The organism is Catenibacillus scindens (assembly GCF_014202115.1).
Taxonomy (GTDB): domain Bacteria; phylum Bacillota; class Clostridia; order Lachnospirales; family Lachnospiraceae; genus Catenibacillus; species Catenibacillus scindens.
Window position 1 is genome coordinate 29,234 of sequence record NZ_JACHFW010000004.1, and the last position, 22,818, is coordinate 52,051.

21 protein-coding genes and 1 tRNA gene are annotated in these 22,818 nt (G+C 47.9%); 5 read left to right on the plus strand and 17 right to left on the minus strand.

Translation table 11 applies throughout. From position 1 onward, the window contains the following. Nucleotides 1-333: 333 nt before the first annotated feature. The 8 genes from topA to HNP82_RS06520 form a co-directional block, all read right to left on the minus strand. Nucleotides 334-2,424: a type I DNA topoisomerase gene (gene topA, locus HNP82_RS06485; protein ID WP_183772715.1), complete on the minus strand. Its 2,091-nt coding sequence runs from the start codon at nt 2,422-2,424 to the stop codon at nt 334-336. Nucleotides 2,425-2,486: 62 nt separating this feature from the next. Beyond that, complete coding sequence (gene dprA / locus HNP82_RS06490) at nt 2,487-3,614, minus strand: DNA-processing protein DprA (protein WP_183772719.1); 1,128 nt, start codon at nt 3,612-3,614, stop codon at nt 2,487-2,489. 31 nt (nt 3,615-3,645) lie between these two features. After that, a complete protein-coding gene (locus HNP82_RS06495; protein WP_279288888.1) occupies nt 3,646-5,352 on the minus strand; it encodes a YifB family Mg chelatase-like AAA ATPase in 1,707 nt (568 codons plus the stop codon). 71 nt (nt 5,353-5,423) lie between these two features. Beyond that, complete coding sequence (locus tag HNP82_RS06500; RefSeq protein ID WP_183772722.1) at nt 5,424-6,248, minus strand: MurR/RpiR family transcriptional regulator; 825 nt, start codon at nt 6,246-6,248, stop codon at nt 5,424-5,426. A 47-nt stretch (nt 6,249-6,295) separates the two neighbouring features. Beyond that, the gene (locus HNP82_RS06505) at nt 6,296-7,093 is read right to left on the minus strand and encodes a PHP-associated domain-containing protein (RefSeq protein WP_243164679.1); all 798 of its coding nucleotides are present in this window, start codon (nt 7,091-7,093) and stop codon (nt 6,296-6,298) included. A 30-nt stretch (nt 7,094-7,123) separates the two neighbouring features. Next, nucleotides 7,124-7,960: an energy-coupling factor transporter transmembrane component T family protein gene (locus HNP82_RS06510; protein WP_183772724.1), complete on the minus strand. Its 837-nt coding sequence runs from the start codon at nt 7,958-7,960 to the stop codon at nt 7,124-7,126. After that, entirely contained in the window at nt 7,929-9,671 is a 1,743-nt protein-coding gene (locus HNP82_RS06515) for an ABC transporter ATP-binding protein (protein WP_183772726.1), read from the minus strand. Before HNP82_RS06515 ends, HNP82_RS06510 begins: the two co-directional genes overlap by 32 nt. Before the next feature lies 1 nt (nt 9,672). Then, a complete protein-coding gene (locus HNP82_RS06520; RefSeq protein ID WP_183772727.1) occupies nt 9,673-10,527 on the minus strand; it encodes a cell division protein FtsQ in 855 nt (284 codons plus the stop codon). A 444-nt stretch (nt 10,528-10,971) separates the two neighbouring features. On the opposite strand from HNP82_RS06520, the gene dtd reads away from it, so the two are divergent. Both dtd and HNP82_RS06530 read left to right on the plus strand, forming a co-directional pair. Then, nucleotides 10,972-11,421 (plus strand): D-aminoacyl-tRNA deacylase, encoded by a 450-nt coding sequence (dtd, locus tag HNP82_RS06525; protein ID WP_183772728.1) that lies wholly within the window; start codon nt 10,972-10,974, stop codon nt 11,419-11,421. Between the two features lie 44 nt (nt 11,422-11,465). Next, nucleotides 11,466-12,131, plus strand: coding sequence for a DUF1847 domain-containing protein (locus HNP82_RS06530; protein WP_183772729.1), 666 nt, complete (start codon nt 11,466-11,468; stop codon nt 12,129-12,131). An 89-nt stretch (nt 12,132-12,220) separates the two neighbouring features. On the opposite strand, the gene HNP82_RS06535 is transcribed toward HNP82_RS06530, so the two are convergent. From HNP82_RS06535 to HNP82_RS06545, 3 genes are read right to left on the minus strand one after another with little or no spacing between them, the layout of a single operon-like run. Next, entirely contained in the window at nt 12,221-13,123 is a 903-nt protein-coding gene (locus HNP82_RS06535; RefSeq protein WP_183772732.1) for a dihydroorotate dehydrogenase, read from the minus strand. Then, nucleotides 13,123-13,893, minus strand: a complete 771-nt coding sequence (locus HNP82_RS06540) for a dihydroorotate dehydrogenase electron transfer subunit (RefSeq protein WP_183772733.1) — start codon at nt 13,891-13,893, stop codon at nt 13,123-13,125. Before HNP82_RS06540 ends, HNP82_RS06535 begins: the two co-directional genes overlap by 1 nt. Nucleotides 13,894-13,908: 15 nt before the next feature. Continuing rightward, on the minus strand, nt 13,909-15,195 hold the full coding sequence (locus HNP82_RS06545) for a dihydroorotase (RefSeq protein ID WP_183772735.1): 1,287 nt from the start codon (nt 15,193-15,195) through the stop codon (nt 13,909-13,911). A 297-nt stretch (nt 15,196-15,492) separates the two neighbouring features. Here HNP82_RS06545 and HNP82_RS06550 point away from each other — a divergent pair. Together HNP82_RS06550 and HNP82_RS06555 are read left to right on the plus strand one after the other, a co-directional pair. Next, a tRNA-Gly gene (locus tag HNP82_RS06550) sits at nt 15,493-15,564 on the plus strand. Between the two features lie 403 nt (nt 15,565-15,967). Continuing rightward, nucleotides 15,968-16,912 (plus strand): 2-hydroxyacid dehydrogenase, encoded by a 945-nt coding sequence (locus HNP82_RS06555; RefSeq protein WP_183772736.1) that lies wholly within the window; start codon nt 15,968-15,970, stop codon nt 16,910-16,912. Between the two features lie 20 nt (nt 16,913-16,932). Here HNP82_RS06555 and HNP82_RS18790 read toward each other — a convergent pair whose 3' ends face one another. The 3 genes from HNP82_RS18790 to HNP82_RS06570 form a co-directional block, all read right to left on the minus strand. Continuing rightward, nucleotides 16,933-17,064, minus strand: a complete 132-nt coding sequence (locus HNP82_RS18790; protein WP_183772943.1) for a hypothetical protein — start codon at nt 17,062-17,064, stop codon at nt 16,933-16,935. A 181-nt stretch (nt 17,065-17,245) separates the two neighbouring features. After that, nucleotides 17,246-17,398: a hypothetical protein gene (locus tag HNP82_RS06565; protein ID WP_183772737.1), complete on the minus strand. Its 153-nt coding sequence runs from the start codon at nt 17,396-17,398 to the stop codon at nt 17,246-17,248. Nucleotides 17,399-17,452: 54 nt separating this feature from the next. After that, nucleotides 17,453-18,733, minus strand: coding sequence for a diaminopimelate decarboxylase (locus tag HNP82_RS06570; protein ID WP_183772739.1), 1,281 nt, complete (start codon nt 18,731-18,733; stop codon nt 17,453-17,455). A 221-nt stretch (nt 18,734-18,954) separates the two neighbouring features. Here HNP82_RS06570 and HNP82_RS06575 point away from each other — a divergent pair, with 221 nt between their 5' ends. Further along, on the plus strand, nt 18,955-20,016 hold the full coding sequence (locus tag HNP82_RS06575) for a branched-chain amino acid aminotransferase (protein ID WP_183772740.1): 1,062 nt from the start codon (nt 18,955-18,957) through the stop codon (nt 20,014-20,016). A gap of 124 nt (nt 20,017-20,140) precedes the next feature. Here the strand turns inward: HNP82_RS06575 and HNP82_RS06580 are convergent, their stop codons facing one another. From HNP82_RS06580 to pepT, 3 genes are read right to left on the minus strand one after another with little or no spacing between them, the layout of a single operon-like run. Continuing rightward, a complete protein-coding gene (locus tag HNP82_RS06580; protein WP_183772741.1) occupies nt 20,141-20,680 on the minus strand; it encodes a dihydrofolate reductase in 540 nt (179 codons plus the stop codon). Between the two features lie 20 nt (nt 20,681-20,700). Next, nucleotides 20,701-21,549: a thymidylate synthase gene (gene thyA, locus HNP82_RS06585; RefSeq protein ID WP_183772742.1), complete on the minus strand. Its 849-nt coding sequence runs from the start codon at nt 21,547-21,549 to the stop codon at nt 20,701-20,703. A gap of 12 nt (nt 21,550-21,561) precedes the next feature. Continuing rightward, the gene (pepT, locus tag HNP82_RS06590) at nt 21,562-22,776 is read right to left on the minus strand and encodes a peptidase T (RefSeq protein WP_183772743.1); all 1,215 of its coding nucleotides are present in this window, start codon (nt 22,774-22,776) and stop codon (nt 21,562-21,564) included. Between the last annotated feature and the right edge of the window lie 42 nt (nt 22,777-22,818).

Below are 22,818 nucleotides of genomic sequence, written 5' to 3' on the forward strand. Positions count from 1 at the left end.
CATCCAATTATGCAAATAGTCTTTAGGTTCATATTATTTTAACACAATTTCTGGAAAGTCACAAGGGCTATCCGAAAAAAAAGTTTATTTTAATCAAAATTTATTGACAACTGATGAAATTAAGACAACTAATACAATATATATGAGACAAATGACAAAAGGTTATAAATTTCATGATTACATGAAATTTTATGACTTTTGGGAGCAATCTGTATCTCATGCCCATTTGTCGGGCAGCTCATATGCATAATTATTCATTTCCATGGTTCTCTGCCTGAAAAAAAGGCAATGCCGCTGCGGCATTGCCCTGAATCTTTAAGGATTTGACTGAGATCATCCTGCGTTCTGCCGGGCCTCGTCGGATTTTATATTTTCAACGTAACCGCACTGCTGATTAAGACATACAAGCTTGCTGCCTTTGTAGACAAGCACTTCGCCGCACTCAGGGCATCGCTTGTCTGACGGGCGCTGCCACGTCATAAAGTCGCAGTCCGGATTATTCTCACATCCATAATACTTCCGGCCCTTCTGTGTCTTTCGGATGACAATATCCCCGCCGCATTTGGGACATTTAACGCCGATCTTTTCAAAATAAGTCTTTGTGTTGCGGCATTCCGGGAAACCGGGGCACGCCAGAAACTTGCCGTGAGGGCCGTACTTGATAACCATATTTCTGCCGCACTGATCGCAGATCACATCGGAAACCTCATCCTCGATCTTCACCTGCTCCAACTCTTCCTGGGCGTGATCCACCGCTTCCTTGAGATCCGGATAAAAGTTTCGGATGACTGTCTTATAACTGATCGTCCCCTCCTCGATCTTATCCAGGAGGAACTCAAGATTGGCTGTAAATGCCACATCCACAATACTGGAAAAAGCTTCCACCATGATCTTATTGACGATCTCGCCAAGTTCTGTAACGTAAAGATTTTTATTTTCTTTGGCAATATATCGCCGGGCAATAATAGTAGTGATGGTTGGCGCATAGGTGCTGGGACGTCCGATTCCCAGTTCTTCAAGAGTTTTTACAAGGGATGCCTCTGTAAAATGGGCCGGCGGCTGGGTAAAATGCTGCTTTTCCTCGTAATCGACAAATGTCAGTTTGCTTTCTTTGGTCAGTTTTTTGGAGAGGACATTCTTTTCAACTTTATCCTCCTCCTGACGGTACACAGAGAGATAACCGTCAAACTTAATCTTAGAGGCGGCCACGCTGAACAGGTGGTCGCCGGCCTGAATCTTTACAGATGTCGTCTCATAGACAGCGTCTGTCATGCGGCTGGCCAGAAAACGGTTCCAGATTAGCTGATAGAGGCGGAACTGATCTCTTGACAGGGACTCTTTCACCTTTACCGGCGTCATAGTCAGGTATGTGGGGCGAATCGCCTCATGGGCGTCCTGGATCTTTTTATTATCCTTTCCGGTTTTAGTTCCCTGAACCACATAATCGGCGCCGTAAGTTTTATCAATATATTTTTTCACATTAGCGTCCGCTTCTTCCGAGATACGGGTAGAGTCGGTACGGAGATAGGTGATCAGGCCCACAGAGCCTTCCCCTTCAATATCCACGCCCTCATAAAGCTGCTGAGCGAGACGCATCGTCTTCTGTGTGGAAAAATTAAGCTGCTTTGACGCCTCCTGCTGCAATGTACTTGTTGTAAAGGGAAGGGGAGATTTTTTGCTCCGCTCACCTACCTTGATTTCCCTGATCTCATACTGAGCGTTCTCCAGACTTTCAATAATCTTATCCATCTCCTCTTTAGAGTGGATCTCCTTATTGCCGTGGATATCTCCCACATATTTCGCCTGCAGGGGTTTTGTATCCCCATCGACTTTTAAAAGGACATCCAAAGTCCAGTATTCCTGCGGTATAAAAGATTCGATCTCCTTTTCCCGGTCGCAGATGATCCGCAGAGCTACCGACTGGACACGGCCCGCGCTCAGTCCCCGCTTCACTTTCGCCCACAGCAGGGGACTGATGCTGTAGCCCACCATCCGATCTAAAATTCTCCGGGCCTGCTGGGCGTCCACAAGATTCATATTGATCTTGCGGGCATGTTTCAGGGAATTTTTCACCGCCGTCTTTGTGATCTCGTTAAACGTTATGCGGTTGGTGGCCTTTTCATCCAGCTTTAAGGCGTAAGCAAGGTGCCATGAAATCGCCTCTCCCTCCCGGTCGGGGTCGGTTGCCAGATAAACTTTGTCTGCTTTTTTTACTTCCTTTCTCAGCATAGCGAGAACATCGCCCTTGCCGCGGATCGTTATATATTTAGGTTCAAAATCATGTTCGATATCAATTCCCATCTGACTTTTAGGCAGATCACGGACATGACCGTTGGAAGCTACGACTGTATAATTTGCCCCCAGAAATTTATTGATGGTTTTTGCTTTCGCCGGGGATTCAACAATGACCAGATATTTTGCCATTACCATTCCTCCAAAAAATTTCGTCCGGACCTTCTCCCTTCGGCCTGGCCGCTTTCGGAAGATCACAGTTTCTTTATATAATAATTCTTGCCGACTTGACGGGCGCATCCCTTCACACTAAGGGAAAGCAGCGCTTTCGCAGTGTGTGTATAATCAAGCCGCGCTTCATACGCAATCTGTTCAATGCTTTTGGCATCTAAACACAAGCTAGGATACACCAATTTTTCTAAATTATCAAGCACAAACTTATTTTTCACCGGAAGTTTTACAGAAATTTTATAGTCCTCTAAAATGTCCTCAGGTCCTGTCACCATCGTCGCACCATCCAAAATCAGACTATTGCACCCCTCTGAAAGCTCGTCCACCGGCCGCCCAGGAACCGCGAAAATATCCTTCCCCTGCTCCAGGCCAAATCCCGCTGTGATGAGAGAGCCGCTTTTTTTCCGTGCCTCCACCACAACAATCCCATCGGAAAGGCCGCTGATGATACGGTTTCTGAAGGGAAAATGCCAGAACAGAGGCCGCTGCCCCGGTTTAAACTCTGAGATGATCCCTCCCTGAGTTTTCATCTGTTCAAAAAGCTGTATATTTTCCTGGGGATAGCAAATATTCACACCGCAGCCCAAAATCCCCCATGTCTTGTGGCCGGCCTCAAGAGCCCCGGCGTGGGCCCGTCCGTCAATTCCCAGAGCCAGCCCGCTGATGACCTGCACTCCGGCATAAGCCAGAACCTCCCCAAAATGCCGGGCCGTCTCCAGGCCAAAGGGCGACGGGTTTCTGGCGCCTACAATGGCCACCGTCTTTTTATCCGGGTCGGGCAGGACGCCTTTATAAAAAAGTCCGAAAGGGCAGTTGGCTATATATTTTAATTTTTCCGGAAAATCCTCATCCATACAGCCTACAAATGAAATGCCTCTTTCTGATAACTTATTATATTCTCTCTCAATGACAGATATATCTCTTGTTTTGAGAATCTCTCTTTTTAATTTGTAAGGGATTTCCCCGGAAGCGGAAATCTGCTCATCCTTCACAGAAAAAACATGTTCAATACCGCCGCAGACTTCTACAAATTTTGACAATCCGACGATCCCAAACTCAATAAGGCTGCACAGCCAGTAGCAGCACAGCTTCAAATATAACTTTGCATTCTTTTCAAGCAGCTCTTTTGCCAGCAGTTCCTTTGCCGCCATATCTTTTCCCTCCCCTTTTATCTTCTATTTTCTAAAGTTCCCAGTAGGACTGTTCAACCATACGGTAGGTTGCAGCCTCATCCACATGCTCTTCCAAAATCCGCTCCTCCCCGCCAAGATCCGCGATAGTGCGCGCCACTTTCATCAGCTTGTGAAGTCCGCGCATATTCAGTTCCAGAGCGTCCGCCAGTTTTCCCGCGTATGAACGGATGTGGGCGTCGGAAAAGCAGTATCGCTCTATCATCTCCGCCGACATATGGGAATTGTAGAAGATCCCCAGCCCCTTAAAGCGCTCCTCCTGGATCTCTCTTGTTCTGAGGATAATCCCGGACATACTCCGTGAGTCCAGCGCTGTTTCTCCTGCAGCCGTGCCCGTATTTTCCTGTTTCTTCCTATTTAATAGGTGACTGTATCCATTCCCGGGTTCTACCGGAGGATGAACTTCCACGCACAGGTCGATCCTGTTCCACAGCGGCCGGCTGATCCGGTGAAGATACCGGTAAACCTCCTGGGATGAACACCTGCACTTAGACCGATCCGGAAAATATCCGCACTTACAAGGATTCATGGCGGCAATGAGCATAAAGCTGGCGGGAAACACAAAACTGCCATGAAGCCGGTTGATGGTAATAATCCCTTCCTCCAAAGGCTGGCGCAGTACTTCCAGAGTCGATGGGGAAAACTCCGCCAGCTCATCTAAAAAGAGAACCCCACGATGAGCCAGGCTGATCTCCCCGGGAACAGGGATGGCGCCGCCTCCAGTCATCGTCTTAACAGGCACCGTGTGGTGAGGACTGCGAAAGGGCCGGTGTTCTATAAGACGCCCCTCGTTTTCAAGAAGGCCTGCCACACTGTACAACTGAGTGACTTCCAACTGCTCGCTGTGGGTCATCGGCGGCAATATCCCGCGGACAGCCTGGGCGCTCATAGACTTACCGCTTCCCGGCGGACCGATCATAAGAAGGTGATGCATACCGGCAATCGCCGCCATGATCGCCCGCTTTAGAGGTTCCTGGCCAATAATCTGAGAAAAATCCACCCAATTTTTTTGTTTTTTTAAAACTGTTATTCCTGTGGAATCTTTGATGATACTTTGATTTTCACTATCAGAATTGTTTCTAAGAATTGATCTGTTATTGCAATCAGAAGGCAAAGACATCCCCTGACAAAGATAAATACATGCGGCGTTCAGGTCAGATAAACCAATGATCTCCGGCAAATGGGTCCATTGGTCCCTGGCCAGCTCCGCCTCCGCCACATTTTCCTCCGGCACCAGACACCGGGTAATACCAGACTTCCCCGCCATAAGAACCAGCGAGAGAACTCCCTTGACAGGTTTCAGGCTGCCGTCCAGACTTAATTCGCCTACTGCAAAAACATGGGCCAGCCGGTTCCTGGGAATAATCCCCAGAGACCCCAAAAGCGCCAGGGCAATGGGGAGATCGTAGGCAGTCCCTTGCTTGCGCATCCCTGCCGGGGACAAATTAATAATGATCTTCTTCGCAGGCATACGGTAGCCGGAATTTTTCAAAGCGGCGGCTACGCGCTCCCTAGCCTCCTTGACCTCAGAAGCCAGGTAGCCCACAAGACAGTAAGATGGAAATCCATCGCTGATATCCGCTTCCACACTGACAAGCTGCCCTTCAATGCCGCAGACAGCTCCGCTGTAAATACTTGTAAACATATCAGACCTCCCTGCTCTCCAGGACCGGAACGCCCGACGGCTACAAGCTGTCATTGACTTTGTGTTTTATCATATCATTTCTTGAAATAAAATCAACAGGAAAAATGTCGAATAATTATTAAATTTTAATATTTCTTTTTTAATTCATGGAGACGGTCCAGGCGTTTGACTGAATCAGGCCCAAGCTCTCTGGCTGCGGCCACAGCCAGGGCATCCACAACTGCGGCTGGAGCCGCCATGGAATGGTACTCGTTTTCTTCCCCGCGGTAAACAAAAAGATTCATATCCGCCCGCTGTCCGGCCGGCACATATAGGCGGCTTGTAAAAGCCAGGGTTTTATAACCAGACTCCCTGGACTGATTTAAAATCATAACCCCTTCCCGGGATACTTTTGAAAAACTGAACATAATAATCAGATCGCCTTCCCCTGCCAGGGCAAGTCCTTCCCAGATCTCCGATCCACCGGAGGGCAGCATACTGACAGGCAGCCCCAGACGGCGCAGGCGAAACATAAGAAGCTGCCCCACTGATGCAGAGGCGCTCTTAGCGTGAATATATATATGCCGGGCCGAGAGGATCTCTTTAACCGAAGTTTCAAAAATATCCTCATCCAAATGTTCCAGCGTCTTTTGCAGGCAGCTCTGTTGATAAGACAGCCACCCGGCAAGGCCAAAGCCTCCTTCATCCTTCATCAGTGTCTGAGCCATTTTAAGGGCCGGCGACGACTGATTATTTTGCTGCTGCATCACAGCTCTTTTTAATTCTTTAAAATCCGCGAACCCGCTGTGGCGCGCGAACCGTGACACCGTGGCGTCGGATACCCCAAGCTGTCGGGCCAGCTGGCTCATATTCATCAGCAAAAACTCATTGGGATGTGCGCTGATAAACTCCATAATCTGAGCGTCTGCCCGCGTAAACTCATTGTCTGCTGGCAAAAAATCAAAAGACATTTCCCGTCTCCTCCTTATTAAAAGCTCTGATACAGATCTTTAGCATACTAAATAGATTCTCCCGCCACAAGCACAGATACATAATCGCCTCCCAGAGCATAAATTTCTTTCAGGGAACGTTTTAAAAGACCGGCAGTGCGCACATGGAAAGCAGCCTCCGGCAGCACGTCAATGGTATATTGGCCTTTTTTCATCGCGTCATAAATTTCCTCTATACGGCTCATATCCCGCTCAAACCTTGTCCGTATACACCCGTACTGCACCGCCTGGTGGGTATCGCTGCCAGCCACAGCGGGAATTCCGAGATTCCGGGCCATCTGACAGGTGAGCCGCTCTGTGCGTTCTTTGTCCAGCGCCACATCTTTTCCGTTCAGATCAATAAAATGAAGGCGCCCAAGCTGTTCTTTTGGAAGCTGAGGTATATACATATGCTCTCCTTTTCTGAAAGGATGTCCTGCTCCCACAATTACCGGATACTCCTCAAAAAGATCCATCAACTTTGAAAAGGGAAGAAATTTATCTTTTTCCTTGTAAGGATCCAGACATCGGTTAAGCTCTAAAATAGCTTCTGCCGGACCAACGCACAAAATATGGCCGCCCTCGCAAATATCTGTCTCCATTCCCGGAAAAACGCGCAGTCCGTTTTCAAGGACAATACTATCCCCCACACGCTCACCTGCAGACAAAATATAGCGGTACAAATCCTCAAACTGAAGCGTGTTAAAATGCTCGGTCAGGCAAAGGGCATCCAGGCCGGCATCTTTTGCTTCCCGAAAAAGCCAGTCTGTGTACACCGTGGAAAAAGGCAGTTTTTTGGCCAGCTTTCCGTGGGTATGAAAATCCATATACAAAATAATCTACCTCCTATATCCCTTTTAGACCATACTGGATATGAACAGGCTGATACATATCATTAAAAAAGAAATTATCAGAAATATCATATCATCATAGGTAACTTTAAGGGAAGCTAATTTTAATTTTTTTACGTCTTTATTTACCGCCGCATAGCGGTAGCCTTTAATTTCCAGGGCCTCCACTGTTGTTCTTGACCGTTTTGCCGTATTCAGCATTAATGGATAAAAAGCATGGATAATCACTTTAATCTGATAGATCAGATACCGGATTTTTCCCAAAAATGTCCCGCTGTCGGGAGGATTGCCCCGCATACGGTAGGACAAAAGCACACTCTGGAATTCTTCCATAAGCATCGGCAGCATACGGTAAGCATAAGAAATGGAAAATGACAGGCGTTCCGGACATTTAAACCACATCAGGCCATTAGAAAGGCGGTCCGGATCCAGACCTGAAAATACTGTAATCGACGCCAGAGAAACAGTGGCGACCTTTAATGTCAACACTAACAAGGGAGCGATGGCCGTCCCATTACCTCCAAAAATCAGCGTTGCAACAAACAGATATCCCGTCTGTGAAAATACGCCGAGTAAAAACAAAAACAGAACAAGCCCGGCCACTCGTGCAAGTACGGTAGTCACCACAACAATCATAAAGGAAAACAGCAAAAATATCAGATCATTGGCAAACCAGGGAACCAGACCAAAAAATAAATACCAGACAATAAGGATTCTCGGATCAAGGCGAGCGATCACTGTATCATCATTGCCATAGGCATTTTTCAATACCTGACTGCGCAGAAAATCCATAGAAAATTTGTCAAATAAATTATCCGATAGCTTCTTTGTGAACCCTGCCATTAAAATCACCTCCAAATGTCTGAACAAATTCATCAATAGTATAGCAGTACGCCTGGGGGCAAAGTTCCTGCCCCATAGAAAAGATTTCCGGTGGACGTATTCCGGTCCTTTCCCGAATCTGCTCATTGCCGAATATTTCATTCCTTGTGCCATCACCGATGACCTTGCCGCCGCAAAGGACAATAATGCGCTGAGCCCACTCACATACAAGCTGCATATCATGGGTAGCAATCATCACGGTATCGGTTACGTCTTTCATATCCTCCAGAGTCCGGATAATCTCCCTTCGGGTGGCAATATCCAGATTGGCTGTAGGTTCATCCAGCAGCAGGATTTCCGGATTTAAGGCAATACCGATAGCCAGACTGGCCCGGCGCATCTGCCCTCCGGACAGGAGCCGCCCGTCTCTGTCTTTAAGACCGGTCAGCCGGAACTGTTCCAAGAGCTGACCGGTGCGCTCCTTCCACTGTTTTATATTCCGAACCTCCATAGCGTAGGCTATGTCTGACTCTATAGTATCTTTAATAAACATCTCTTCCGGGTTTTGATAAACCAGAGAAATGCGTCTGAACAGCTTATCCCGTTTAACGGACTGGATTTTTTCTCCGAAAATTTCAATTTCTCCCTGAGATGGCCTGAGCAGGCCAGTCATCATCTTCATCAGCGTAGATTTTCCCGCCCCGTTGGAGCCGATCAGGGCGATTTTCTCCCCTTTTCTGACGGTCAGGTTCAGCCTGTCAAAGATCTGGTTGGGGCCGCCTTTTACAGAACGATAGGCCAGGGACACATCTTTAAACTCCACGGCTGCTGGCGGCGTCTCCCATGATCTGACAGATTCACACGCCGCCTTCCCGTCTTCCGCCCTGTGACAGGAAAGTCCGCCAAAAATTTTTCGGCCCTCACTGACAGTGACAGGCAGCTCCCCCGACATGGGCAGTACCCCATTTTTCTTTAGTTCATAGGCCGCTCTGGTAACCTGAGGTGGAAAAATATCGGAAGCTGTCAGATCTTTCACGCGGCACAGCGCCTCCCGGGTGGGAAGCTTCCACGCAACCGTCCCTTCTTTCAGCAAAACTACATGCTTACAGTAATCCGCGATGTATTCGGTATGGTGTTCAATAACAATAATGGTTTTCCCGTAATTTTCATTGAGATCCTTTAAAATTTCATAAATCCGGTCCGCGTGACCTGGATCAAGCTGAGCGATGGGCTCGTCAAGGATCAGAACATCCGGCTCCAAAGACACCGCGCCGGCCAGCGCCAGCAAATGGGTCTGTCCTCCGGAAAGCTGCCATATGTAATCTTTCTCCCGGCCCGCCAGTCCGCACTTTTCCAATGCTGCCTTTCCACGCTCAAGATAATCCTTCATAGCATAATTCATACAGGCATAAGACGCATCGTCAAGAACGGTCGGGCGCACAATCTGATTTTCAAAATCCTGATATACATAACCCACCCTGGCAGCTAAACTTCCCACATCAGTGCCGCATGTATCCAAACCTTTGGCCAGCACTCTGCCGGAATATGTCCCGGTGATAAAATTAGGAATCAGCCCGTTCATCGCCTTACACAGGGTCGACTTCCCGCAGCCATTGTTTCCCACAATGGCCAGGAAGTCGCCCGCTTCTACAGTAAGATTTAATTTCTTTAATGTTGGAGCCGATGCGCCGGGATAAGAAAAAGTCAGATTTTCAATCTCGATCACATTCATTTTATGCCTGCTCCTCTCCATTGACCCGTACCGCTGCGCCGCGGCGCATAAAGATCAGCACAATAAGCGCCGCCGCTGCCGCCACGATCATTCCCGCAAAGAGAGCTGTGCTGCTTCCGGCCCATCCGGCCTCCCAGTCGATCAGGGACGTGCCGCTTTCCGCCAGCATTTCTGAACAGACAGCCACGGCAAAGGCCACGATGCATCCCAGCACAACCTTTATGTTAATAGCGCCAAGATAGGTCTCCCTGCTTCTCGGCTGCATTCCAAGGAGCGGTTCGATCTTGCCATAGAGCTTTGGTACAAGGAAAAGAGTTGGCAGCAGGCAGAATAAGATTCCTGAAAACAGCACATCGTTGAGAAATGCAAAGCCCTCTGTGGCAAAAACACTTTCGGGAAGTCCGGCAACCGCCTCAAAATCTGAAACTGCAAACTGAACTTTTAAAATATCTACGATCGTTCCAAGGAGCTGCTGGATAACAACGCCGGTCATGGCGGCAATTCCTACCATTTTACGTTTTGCAGGATTGGCAACCATCCTCCCGGCGATATAAACGCCAATGGTTACTGTAATAAACTTTTCCAGTTCGCCCAGTCCGCCGAACTGTCCCAGCATGATTTCTGAAAACACAAGCTCGCCTGTGGCCGCGCCCAGGGCCGCGGACATAGGATCAAAAAGCATGGAAAGGGTTAATGGGATAAACAAAAAATATTCCACGGAAAATTCTACAATTCCTACCTGAAAGGAAGGAATCAGCTCTGTAAAAAGAGTCGCCAGACCGTAGAGCGCCATAGTCAGTACAAAGACCATAAGCTTCTGTGATTGTGTTGCTGTTTGTTTTTTCACTTTCTCCATTTTGATTTTCCTCCTATCATTCCCTCTATCTCCGCGGCAGCAAACCTTCTGCCCCGGCGGTGTATTGGATAGTTTTTATACAGCTCTCTTCGCTGATAGTATCAATATATCCGCCAAATGTAAAATCTATTTCATTTGTATTGTAAAATGTAAATAAAATTTCATTTTTTATTTATGTGATGAAAAAACGACAAAATTTCATAGTCAGGGCATCCGCACAGCGCAGGCGCGGCTGAACTGTTAGTTACTGTTACCATATTGGCAGCAGTTCAGTCCGCTCAAAACGCCTAAAAATATTGCCTGCCCCAACCTTCAACTGGTATAATTAATAGGAAACGACAAATATATTTGTCGTTTAGACGAAATTAGTAACAGTTCAGCCCGCCCCATTCCTGATGGCTGAACTGTTACAAAAATTGATTTTAGAATTGGAGGATTTATATAATGAAAGCAGTAGTTCAAAGAGTTGCCCAGGCCAGCGTCCAGGTAGACGGACAGATCACCGGACAGATCGGCCGGGGATTTCTTGTTTTGCTTGGCGTCCACACGGAGGACACCCAGGAAGATCTGGACTATGTAGTAAAAAAAGTGACCGGCCTGCGTATTTTTGAGGATGAAAATGAGAAAATGAACCTGTCCCTGGCCGATGTGGGCGGCAGTCTTCTGGTGGTTTCCCAGTTTACGCTCCTGGCAAGCACTAAAAAAGGCAATCGCCCCAGTTTTATCCAGGCCGGACCCCCGGAAATGTCAGAAGCTCTCTATGAAGAATTTATGGAAAAATGCCGGAATATGGGATTTCATGTAGAACACGGGATTTTCGGAGCCCACATGGAAGTTTCCCTCATTAACAGCGGCCCTGTCACCATTATTATTGACAGTAAAGACCGTCAATGAACCGGCCAGAAAAATATTAAAGAGAAATGAAAGGGAGAGAGATCATGAATGAAAATAAAAGCTGTATTGACTGCGGCTATGCCAACTGCAATAAGATGGACCGCAGCTATAATAATTTTTGCATGACAACCCATATGGATGAGGAAGCGCTCATGGAAGCCATGGAATGCTACAGTGAAGGGAGCGAAGACCTTAGGGTAGCAAAGGCCGCCGCCGAAGTAGAATCGGAAAATTACTGTAAAATGACCCGGGTGGAGGAGATTATGGAGTTTGCAAAAAAACTGCAGATCACTAAAATCGGCATCGCCACCTGTGTCGGGCTGCTGTCGGAAGCCCGTACAGCGGCTAAAATTTTCCGGGCCCACGGTTTTGAAGTTTTCGGCATCGGATGTAAAGCAGGCGCTGTGCCTAAAGTTACTGTAGGTATTCCAAAGCGCTGTGAAAATGTAGGCGTCAATATGTGCAACCCAATCTTACAGGCCAAAATACTTAACCGCCATCACACGGGACTGAATGTGGTCATCGGCTTGTGTGTGGGCCATGACAGTCTGTTTTATAAGCATTCCGACGCCCTTGTCACCACCCTTGTGGCCAAGGACAGGGTTCTGTGCCACAATCCCGCCGCAGCACTCTATCAGGCCCACGGTTATTACGCCCGTCTCCTTGACAGCAACAGTTCCATTCCCAATGAGCCAAAGGCCGAAAAATAAGTAAAGAGACGGCGCAGCGCACAAGTATGGGGCAGCCGCAAAACGCTGCCCCAGCCAATGTCATATCTCTTCAGCGGGCTGAAGTGTCACTATTTTACAATGCCAATGATGGAATGAATGTCATCCACATGATGACGTTCCATGTAATCTTCAATGCCGTCAATAACTTCAATCGTTGTGTATGGATTGACAAAATTAGCGGTTCCCACAGCCACCATAGTCGCACCGGCAAGAATAAACTCAATGGCGTCGCTGGCTGTCCGGATTCCTCCCATTCCGATAATGGGCAGATTCACCGCGTTGGCTACCTGATAAACCATGCGGACAGCGATGGGTTTGATCCCCGGACCTGACAGTCCGCCGGTTTTGTTGGCAAGGGCAAAGGTCTGGCGCTCAATATCAATCTTCATTCCTGTCAGCGTATTGATCAGGGACAGGGCATCCGCTCCGCCGGCCTCAGCCGCCCGGGCAGTCTCGGTAATATCTGTAACATTAGGGCTCAGCTTCATGATCACCGGCTGTTTCGCTTTCGCTTTAATAGCCTTTGTGATATCTTCCACAGACTTGGGATTCTGGCCAAAGGCGATGCCGCCCTCTTTCACATTGGGGCAGGAAATATTAATTTCCAGCATATCCACATCTGTGTCCCCAAGGCGCTCTACCGTTTCCACATAATCTGCCGTCGTTTTTCCGCAAACATTGACAATAATCTTTGTGTCAAATTGTTTTAAAAAGGGAATATCTCTCTTGATAAATACATCCACGCCGGGATTTTGAAGGCCGATAGCGTTGAGCATACCGCTGCACGTCTCAGCGATGCGGGGCGTCGGGTTGCCCGGCCACGGAATGTTGGCCACGCCTTTGGTCACGACAGCGCCCAGACGGTTCAGATCTATAAGTTCTCCGTATTCTGCCCCTGAGCCAAAAGTTCCGGAGGCCACAGTCACTGGATTTTTAAATTCAACGCCTGCGATTGTTACCTTTGTATTCATTATAATTCCACCTCCAGAGCATTAAATACAGGACCGTCTTTACAGATACGTTTATTATTCACATGCGTATGGGCATCCACATCTTTGGACTTGCATACGCAGGCCAGACAGGCGCCAATGCCGCAGGCCATTTTTTCTTCCAGGGAAATTTCACATTCAATGGATTTTTCCACAGAAAAATCTTTGACCGCCCTAAGCATGGGCGTCGGGCCGCAGCTATAGATCTTATCGGCTGTAAGGCCATGCTGACGGATAGCGTCCATGACGTTGCCTTTCGTACCCACACTTCCGTCCTCTGTGGCAATGTAAACATTGCCGTAGTCTTCCAGCTCCGACGCTAAAAATGTCTGGCTGTCCTTATAGCCGAGGACAATATCTTTCTCACAGTCCAGATTTTTGGCCAGTTCAAGCATGGGCGGAATGCCGATGCCTCCGGCGACGAGAAGGGCTCTGCCCTCCTGCTTTAATGTATAACCATTGCCCAGAGGCCCCATCACCGATACTCTCTGTCCGGCTTTTAAATGAGAAAACTCTTCTGTGCCTGCGCCTACTACCCGGTAAACGACCCGGATGCTGCGAAATTCTCTGTCCACTTCACAAATACTAATAGGCCTTGGGAGAAGCCTGGAACTGTCGTTGCTGTAGATTGAAATAAATTGTCCCGGCTTTGCCTCGTCGGCCATGGAACCTACTGCCAGCCACATGCTGTAAACGTCTTTGGCCAGCTTTTTCTGATAATTAACCGTAACGGTCATCTTTTTTATACTCATCTTATTCTCTCCAATTCACATTTGATCGTCTGTAAAGACAACTTTTCCGCCCACAATAGTTTTATACACTTTTCCCCGCACTTTAAAGCCTTCAAAGGGGGTATTCTTCCCTTTGGACACAAAATCTGCCCCGTGGATCACATATTCCTCGTCCGGGCGGATCAGAGTAATATCCGCCACCTTGCCTTCCGCCAGTGATCCCCGGTCAATTCCGATAATCTGCGCCGGCCGCCAGCTCATCCGCTCAACCATCTCATAGGGCGTCAGCTTTCCTGTATGAACCAGATAAGTCATGGTCAGTGACAGCACCGTCTCACTTCCCACAATTCCAAAAGGCGCCTTGGCAATCCCTCTGGATTTTTCCTCCGCGCTGTGGGGCGCGTGATCCGTAGAAATCGCTTCCATGATCCCCTGGCTTAACCCCTCCACAAGGGCGTCCCGGTCCTCCCTGGATCTGAGCGGCGGATTCATTTTATAATTGGCGTCATCCCCAGGAATATCGTCCTGAGTCAGTATAAAATGGTGGGGGCATACTTCTGCGGTTACGTCGATACCGTCAGCCCTAGCCGCTTTTACCATAGCAACACTGTCTTTTGTGGAGCAGTGGCACAGGTGAAGGCGGCACCCTGTGGATTTGGCAAGAATGATATCTCTGGCCGCGATAATATCTTCCACATCGTTTCCGATGCCCTCAACGCCCAGGCGCTGAGCCACCGGACCGGCGTTAAGGGCCCCACGGCCTACCAGCGTCTTGTCCTCGCAATGGGCCAGCACTGTGATCCCGGCTTCTTTAGCCTGGATCATGCCCTCTTTATACAGCTTTGTATCCATCACGCTCTTGCCATCCTCGCTGATGGCAACAGCTCCGGCCTCAGCCATGGCCTTGATGTCCGCAAGTTCTTTGCCCATCTGACCTTTCGTCACCGCTCCCACCGGCCAGATATTAACCACAGCCTCATTCTCCGCTTTGTCTTTCAGCCAACGGACCATCTCAGAGCTGTCAATCACCGGCTTCGTGTTTGGCATGGGGCATATAGACGTATATCCGCCCCTGGCCGCAGCCATAGCTCCTGTCTTAATCGTCTCTTTATACTCAAATCCTGGTTCGCGCAAGTGAACATGAAGGTCGATCAGTCCAGGAACGACGTAACAGCCAGAAGCGTCCAAAACCTGATCGCCTTCCTGCGGTTCAATCTGTGAATCCACACGGCATACTTTGCCGTCCTTCACTAAAACATCAAACTGTCCGTCCCGTTTTGTCGCCGGATCAATTAACCGGCCGCCTTTAATCAAAAGACTCATGAGCAAACCCCTTTCTTAATTGTTCGTTATAAGCAATCCTATTTTATCATATCCCATTCACCATAGCAAACCTATATTTTTCAGCAGCAAAATAAATTGTAACAGTTGTAGCTGCGGCAGCAGCGGTAAAGCCAGAAAAGCAGGCGGGATTGCAAATGAGACGTGGAGGGGACTGTGAATCGTAATGAATAGTTAGAAATGTTTAAAAAATTCAAAAAAATCTGTTGACAAACACGACTTTATCATGTATAGTAATAAATGTCCTTGAGAGAGGAAAAATAAAAGAGTTTTTATTATGCGCGAGTGGCTCAGTGGTGGAGTGTCGCCTTGCCAAGGCGAAGGTCGCGGGTTCGAATCCCGTCTCGCGCTTACTTTTTTTCAGTAAAACAGCGGGTTTCTTAAAGATTCTGGCTGTTTTTTTATTTCCGCGTCCATTTGGCGAGTGCCGCGAGAGTCAACACCTCCTCAACTTTACACTATCACAAAACAGACGCTTTATTACTTGTTGCGGAGGTGTTGACATGAAAGACCTGATGACCTTTGCCATGTTCATTCTCGCATTGCTGACATTCGTCTTTACGTTTATCAAGTAGTGCTTTAAGCATAGAAAAACCACCCCGAAACTTTGGCGAGTGATGGAGTGGTATTTCTATTTTACCTATTCATAAGGGTCAACCACTTTGTGGGCGGTTATCTTCCCTTTTTCCATTATCATTATAACGCACCCGGCATTGAGATTCAAGAAATTTTATACTATCCAAGGAGGTTATTTATGAACATCGTTTTACTCGAATCCCTGGGCATCAGCCAGGAACTTTTAGATCAGTACACCGCCCCTCTGATGGCTGCGGGACACCATTTTACAGCTTTTGACCGCAGCACAGATACGGCAGTCCTCATAGAGGAGGCAAAAGACGCGGACATTTTAATGTTGGCGAATATGCCTTTACCGGCAAAAGTCATCGACCATTGCCCCCATCTGAAGTACATTAATGTTGCCTTTACCGGCGTGGATCATATTCCGGTAGCCCGCGCCAAAGAGCGGGGAATTTTAGTAAGCAACGCTTCCGGCTACTCAACCCAGGCAGTATCTGAGCTGACCATTGCCATGATCCTGACACTGCTGCGCCAGATTCCCGCGGCGGATAAAAAGTGCCGCGGCGGCCAGACCAAAGACGGGATTACCGGCTTTGAGCTTCACAACAAAACTGTAGGAATCATCGGCACCGGCGCCATTGGCATGAATACTATCCGTCTCTGTCAGGCTTTTGGATGCAGGATTCTGGCCTACAACGGATTTACACCGGGAAAAACAGGGGAAGGGATCACTTATCTCCCCCTCTATCCCATGCTTGAACAATCCGATATTGTAGTTCTTCACTGTCCCTTAACAGAAGCCTCCAGAAATCTTATAGACCGCCAGGCTCTCTCACACATGAAAAGCAGTGCTATTCTTATTAATACAGCCCGGGGCCCGGTAGTCGATTCCCAGGCTCTTGCCGACGCCCTGAACGAAGGCAGGATTGCCGGCGCAGGCGTGGATGTTTTTGAGATGGAACCTCCAATCCCCAAAGACCATCCTCTCCTTAACTGCAAAAACATACTGCTGACGCCCCATCTGGCCTTTTCCACAGCGGAATCTATGAAGCTGCGGGCAGCCATTGTCTTTGACAATATAGAAAAATTCCTGTCCGGCGCTCCCGCCAACCTTGTGTGAAATCCCGCCTTTTCATATTTTCATAATTCAGATGACCTGACAAACCTGCAAAATAATGCTCTGCTCATCTCATCTGTCCGCCAGAGAAACTCCGGATGCCACTGCACCGCCCATAGGAATCTGTAACCGGGATGATATATGGCTTCTATAATTCCATTAAAATGATGCCAGGGTCAAAAGGTCATGCTTTTCATGCTTGCATGAAAAAGCATGACCTTTTGACCCGAAAAACATGAGGTGCAGGACATCCGGTGGATGTCTGCTCTGCACCGACCGAAGCGGAGCGTAGACAGCAGCCATTTTTCGAAGAAAAATGAGCGATTTCGAATGTTTTTAGGATTTCGAGAGCGCAGAGCGCGGAGAAATCCGTGGCATCATGGGGTCAAAAGACCTTTTGACCCCAACATCATTAAAATATCCGGGAAGCATCCATAAACTGTCTTTATCTTCATCAAACAATGGCATAACGCCGATTACTTGTTTCACACTTCCACCTCACAAAAACAGGGCGCCAAAATTCTTTTTGACGCCCTTGCCGCTTTATTTATACTCTTTTGTATATTTGTCAAACATCCCTGTAAAATCAAAGGTGGCAAAATAATCTGCCGGAGTTTCGGCGCGACGGATGAGCTGAGTGGAACCATCCTCCTTTAAAAGGACTTCCGCAGAGCGAAGACGGCCGTTGTAGTTATAGCCCATGGAATAACCGTGAGCGCCGGTATCATGGATGATAAGATAATCGCCAATATCAATCTTTGGAAGCATTCGGTCAATGGCAAATTTATCATTGTTCTCACACAGGGAACCAGTAATGTCATATTTGTGGTCGCAAGGCATATCTTCCTTACCGGCCACTGTAATGTGATGGTAAGCTCCATACATAGCCGGCCGCATCAGGTTACAGGCGTTGGCATCCACACCAATGTAATCTTTGAAAATCTTCTTTTCGTGAATCGCCTTTGTGATCACATGACCGTACGGCGCCAGCATAAAACGGCCCATTTCTGTGAAGATGGCCACGTCGTCCATTCCCGCAGGGACAAGGATCTCCTCATAGGCTTTGCGCACACCCTCACCGATGACCAAAATATCATTAGGCTCCTCATCGGGATGGTAGGGAACACCCACACCTCCGGACAGGTTGATAAACTTAATATGAGCGCCAGTCTCCTCTTTCAGTTCCACAGCGGTCTTGAAGAGAATCCGGGCCAGCGCGGGATAGTATTCATTGGTTTTTGTATTGCTGGCAAGAAATGCATGAAGGCCGAAAGTCTTAGCCCCTTTCTCCAAAAGGATCTTAAAGCCCTCTGTAAGCTGCTCACGCGTAAAGCCGTATTTAGCTTCACCCGGCGTATCCATAATGGATGTGCTGATCTTAAACTCTCCGCCGGTGTTAAAACGGCAGCAGATTGTCTCCGGAATCTTTCCAATGGTCTTTTCCAGGAAATCAATATGACTGATATCGTCCAGGTTAATGATAGCCCCAAGATCGCTGGCCAGCTTGAAATCCTCTGCAGGTGTGTCGTTGGAAGAAAACATCATCTCATGGCCCTTAAATCCGCACACATCCGACATCATCAGCTCTGTCAGCGATGAGCAGTCGGTGCCGCAGCCTTCCTCTTTGAGAATTTTTAAAATATATGGGTTGGGCGTCGCCTTAACGGCAAAGTATTCTTTAAAACCTTTATTCCAGGAAAACGCCTGATTCACCTTACGGGCATTTTCACGGATTCCCTTTTCATCATATAAATGAAAGGGGGTTGGATATTCCTTAACGATAGCGTCAAGCTGCTCTTTTGTTACAAACGGCACTTTTTTCATAAATGCGGTACTCCCTTCATCAATGCGTTTACAATTTATTTCCTATTTTAATAGTGATCAAAACACATCACAACTATACTTGATTTTATAGGAAAAGTCAATGCCGTCCTGCGCTTTAACATTTTAAAACTTTAAATTATCACCTTATTCACAAAAAACCAGTTGAAAATTACAAAAACTGATGTATAATAAAACTTAGATTTGCTTCTTTTTAGCGTAAAATGAGACAAAATGAGACTCGATTGGAGGAAATAGATATGGAAAAGAAAAATCTTGACTGGGCCAATATCGGTTTTGGCTATCATCAGACAGACTGGCGCTATGTTTCCAACTATAAAGATGGCGCCTGGGATGAGGGCGGCCTGACACAGGATGCCAATATTGTCCTGAACGAATGTGCCGGCGTTCTGCAGTATGCACAGACTGTTTTTGAAGGTCTGAAAGCCTACACCACTGAGGACGGCCGTATTGTAACTTTTCGCCCCGACTTAAACGCGGAGCGCATGGAGGCATCCGCAAAACGTCTTGAGATGCCTGTATTTCCAAAAGACCGCTTTGTCGAAGCCGTTGCCCAGGTCGTAAAGGCCAACGCCGCCTATGTTCCGCCCTACGGCTCCGGTGCTACATTATATATCCGTCCTTACATGTTCGGTTCAAACCCTGTTATCGGTGTTAAACCGGCCACAGAATATCAGTTCCGCGTATTTGCCACGCCGGTAGGCCCTTACTTTAAAGAAGGCGCCAAACCTATCGTTATCAAAGTCAGCGATTTTGACCGGGCAGCGCCACACGGCACCGGTCATATCAAAGCCGGATTAAACTACGCCATGAGCCTCCACGCTATTGTTACGGCTCACGCTGAAGGTTTTGAAGAAAATATGTACCTTGACCCGGCAACCCGGACAAAAGTTGAGGAGACCGGCGGCGCTAACTTTATTTTCATCACAAAGGATAATAAGCTGGTAACGCCAAAATCCGACAGCATCCTTCCTTCCATTACCCGCCGTTCCATTGTCTATGTGGCAAAAGAATACCTGGGCATGGAAGTCGAGGAGCGGGAAGTATACTTTGACGAAGTTAAAGACTTTGCTGAGTGCGGACTGTGCGGCACAGCGGCTGTCATCTCCCCGGTAGGAAAGATTAACGATCACGGCAAAGAGATCTGCTTTCCAAGCGGCATGGAAGCCATGGGCCCCATTACCCAGAAACTTTACGATACCCTGACCGGCATCCAGATGGGACACATCAAAGCTCCGGAAGGCTGGATCAAAGTCATCGAATAACATACCCCCGCGGTGGCGCCCGTCAGATGGGCAACCCCCGGCGATTGATATTTTTAAGGGCATATCCCACAGGAGTCTTCTCCACGGATATGCCCTTTACTCTATTCATCTATACAGTTTTCTGCTACTCGTCCATACAGTGGGCCCGTATATAATCTTTCATGGCCGGATAACTTGTCTTTCTCACATACATATCAAATTCATATTCCAGATCAAAGTAGGTCCGCTCCTCACTTCTGGCGACCACCTCCCACTCAGGATCTTTGTCCAGATTGGGAAACCATGTATCCGCCTCATAGGCATAATTCATTTTTGTTACATGGGCCACGTCACAGTAAGGCAGCATCTGTCGGTAAATGCTCTCCCCTCCGATGACATACACGTCCTCAGTAGGGTATTTTTTCACTTCTTCCAGAGCGGACTCAATGTCAGGAACGACGATGGCGTCTTTCACTGTATACCCTTTTTGTCTGGAAATCACAATATTAAGCCGCTTTTTTAAGGGCATTCCTCCGGGAAAACTTTCCAGAGTCTTTCTTCCCATGATCACCACTTTGCCGGTGGTGGTTGTCCTGAAAAACTTCATATCTTCAGGAATACTATTAAGCAGCTTGTTTTTATTTCCGATCGCCCAGTTATTATCTACAGCAACAATTAAATTCATAGACTCATCTCCCAGTTTTTTTATATAGCCACCGGAATATTTTTGATTTGAGGACCGGTTACATAGTCATCCAGACGGAAATCATCCGGTGTAAAATCATAAAAATCTTTAATTTCCGGGTTCATCCAAAATACAGGCGCGGGATATGACTCCCGTGAGATCAGTTCCTGAACCAGTGGCACATGGCGGTCATAAATATGAGCGTCGGCAATGACATGGACAAGCTCGCCCACCTGCATGTCACACACCTGGGCAAACATATGCATCAGGGCTGCATACTGAACCACATTCCAGTTGTTAGCCGTAAGTACATCCTGAGAACGCTGATTTAAAATGGCGTTGAGAACCAGCTTCTCTTCCCCGGAGCGTTTTGTCACGTTAAAGGTCATACTGTAGGCGCAGGGATAGAGATTCATCTCATGGAGGTCCTGATGGACATAAATATTGGTCATGATCCGGCGGCTGTAGGGATTATTTTTCAGATCATAAAGCACCCGGTCCACCTGATCCATCATGCCTTCTTTATACTGATGCTTTACTCCCATCTGATAGCCGTAGGCTTTTCCTATGGAGCCATCTTCATCTGCCCACTCGTCCCATATATGACTTTTAAGGTCATGGATATTGTTGGACTTTCTCTGCCAGATCCACAGAACCTCGTCAATAGCGCTTTTAATGGCGGTGCGGCGAAGGGTCAGGGCGGGGAACTCTTTAGACAGGTCATAGCGGTTAACCACGCCAAACTTCTTGATCGTATAGGCAAAGGCGCCGTCCGGCCATTTGGGGCGGACTTTCTCCCCCTCGGTACTGCATCCGTTTTCAAGAATATCTTTACACATAGATATAAAAACCTGATCTGCGTAACTCATAATTTCCTCCTTTTACAGGGCGTATTTTTTGATCAGGCCCACAACAACCGCTGAGGCCAGCTCCATGCCCTCCCTGGTAATATGCTCCATGGGCCCGTGATAAGCATAGCCCCCGGTGCCAAGATTTGGACAGGGCAGACCCATATAGGAAAGGCGGGATCCGTCGGTGCCTCCGCGGACTGGGATAACGTCCGGCGTCATGCCCAGTTCTTCCATCACTGCTTTGGCATTTTCCATAAGGTGAGGGTGATGGTCAACGATTTCCTTCATATTATAATAGGAATCTTCTATAGTAAGTTCCACCGTTCCCTGGCCGTATTTCTCATTTAAGGCATTTACAACTTCTCTCACAGTGTTTTTACGGTTCTCAAAAATATTTCGGTCATGATCCCGGATAATATAGCTCATAGACGCCTGGGAAACATCTCCACAGATAGCGTCAAGATGATAAAAGCCTTCATAGCCCTGGGTATACCGGGGAGTTTCGCTTGGCGGCAGCATGGCAGCAAGCTCGCAGGCCACCAGCCCTGCGTTGACCATCACATCTTTGGCATCTCCCGGATGAACCGATACACCGTGGATCTTTATATGAGCTGAAGCGGCGTTAAACGTTTCGCAGGCCAGTTCATTTTCTGGTCCGCCGTCCACTGTGTATGCAAAATCCGCTCCAAAAAGACCTACGTCAAAGTGATCCGCTCCCCGGCCCACTTCCTCATCGGGGGTAAAGGCAATACACAAAGGCCCGTGGGGAATCTTCTCACTTAATACTTTTTCAACAGCGGTAACGATCTCCGCGATGCCTGCCTTATCGTCAGCTCCGAGAAGAGTTGTCCCGTCCGATGTGACGAGAGTCCGGCCTGCCAGCGATTTTAAGTGGGGAAAATCCCTGACCGTTAGGGTCACGCCGCCTGGCAGGGTCACATCTTTTCCGTCATAATCTTTGATCACATTGATCTTCACATTTTTTCCGCTGGCTGCAGGGGATGTATCCATATGGGAAATAAAGCCCAACGCTTTTTTATCCTCATAGCCGGCCGTGGCTGTGATCCATCCATATACAATACCATGGCGGTCCAGCGTCACTTTCTCAACACCGATTTTTTTCAGTTCATCCACCAGATAGCGGGCCAGATCAAGCTGGCACCGGGTGGATGGCGTTGTATCTGATTCCTCGCTGGATGTTGTTTCAAAGGCAATATATTTTGAAAATCTTTCAAGTATATCCATACATTTCACCCTTTCTTAATAGAATAACAGGTCAGCCTCCCG

Coding starts and splice junctions, on each gene's coding strand:
- topA (WP_183772715.1), bottom strand. CDS start 2,424: ATGGCAAAATATCTGGTCATTGTTGAATCCCCGGCGAAAGCAAAAACC.
- dprA (WP_183772719.1), bottom strand. CDS start 3,614: ATGGCGGCAAAGGAACTGCTGGCAAAAGAGCTGCTTGAAAAGAATGCA.
- HNP82_RS06495 (WP_279288888.1), bottom strand. CDS start 5,352: ATGACAGCTTGTAGCCGTCGGGCGTTCCGGTCCTGGAGAGCAGGGAGG.
- HNP82_RS06500 (WP_183772722.1), bottom strand. CDS start 6,248: ATGTCTTTTGATTTTTTGCCAGCAGACAATGAGTTTACGCGGGCAGAC.
- HNP82_RS06505 (WP_243164679.1), bottom strand. CDS start 7,093: ATGGATTTTCATACCCACGGAAAGCTGGCCAAAAAACTGCCTTTTTCC.
- HNP82_RS06510 (WP_183772724.1), bottom strand. CDS start 7,960: ATGGCAGGGTTCACAAAGAAGCTATCGGATAATTTATTTGACAAATTT.
- HNP82_RS06515 (WP_183772726.1), bottom strand. CDS start 9,671: ATGAATGTGATCGAGATTGAAAATCTGACTTTTTCTTATCCCGGCGCA.
- HNP82_RS06520 (WP_183772727.1), bottom strand. CDS start 10,527: ATGGAGAAAGTGAAAAAACAAACAGCAACACAATCACAGAAGCTTATG.
- dtd (WP_183772728.1), top strand. CDS start 10,972: ATGAAAGCAGTAGTTCAAAGAGTTGCCCAGGCCAGCGTCCAGGTAGAC.
- HNP82_RS06530 (WP_183772729.1), top strand. CDS start 11,466: ATGAATGAAAATAAAAGCTGTATTGACTGCGGCTATGCCAACTGCAAT.
- HNP82_RS06535 (WP_183772732.1), bottom strand. CDS start 13,123: ATGAATACAAAGGTAACAATCGCAGGCGTTGAATTTAAAAATCCAGTG.
- HNP82_RS06540 (WP_183772733.1), bottom strand. CDS start 13,893: ATGAGTATAAAAAAGATGACCGTTACGGTTAATTATCAGAAAAAGCTG.
- HNP82_RS06545 (WP_183772735.1), bottom strand. CDS start 15,195: ATGAGTCTTTTGATTAAAGGCGGCCGGTTAATTGATCCGGCGACAAAA.
- HNP82_RS06555 (WP_183772736.1), top strand. CDS start 15,968: ATGAACATCGTTTTACTCGAATCCCTGGGCATCAGCCAGGAACTTTTA.
- HNP82_RS06570 (WP_183772739.1), bottom strand. CDS start 18,733: ATGAAAAAAGTGCCGTTTGTAACAAAAGAGCAGCTTGACGCTATCGTT.
- HNP82_RS06575 (WP_183772740.1), top strand. CDS start 18,955: ATGAGACAAAATGAGACTCGATTGGAGGAAATAGATATGGAAAAGAAA.
- HNP82_RS06580 (WP_183772741.1), bottom strand. CDS start 20,680: ATGAATTTAATTGTTGCTGTAGATAATAACTGGGCGATCGGAAATAAA.
- thyA (WP_183772742.1), bottom strand. CDS start 21,549: ATGAGTTACGCAGATCAGGTTTTTATATCTATGTGTAAAGATATTCTT.
- pepT (WP_183772743.1), bottom strand. CDS start 22,776: ATGGATATACTTGAAAGATTTTCAAAATATATTGCCTTTGAAACAACA.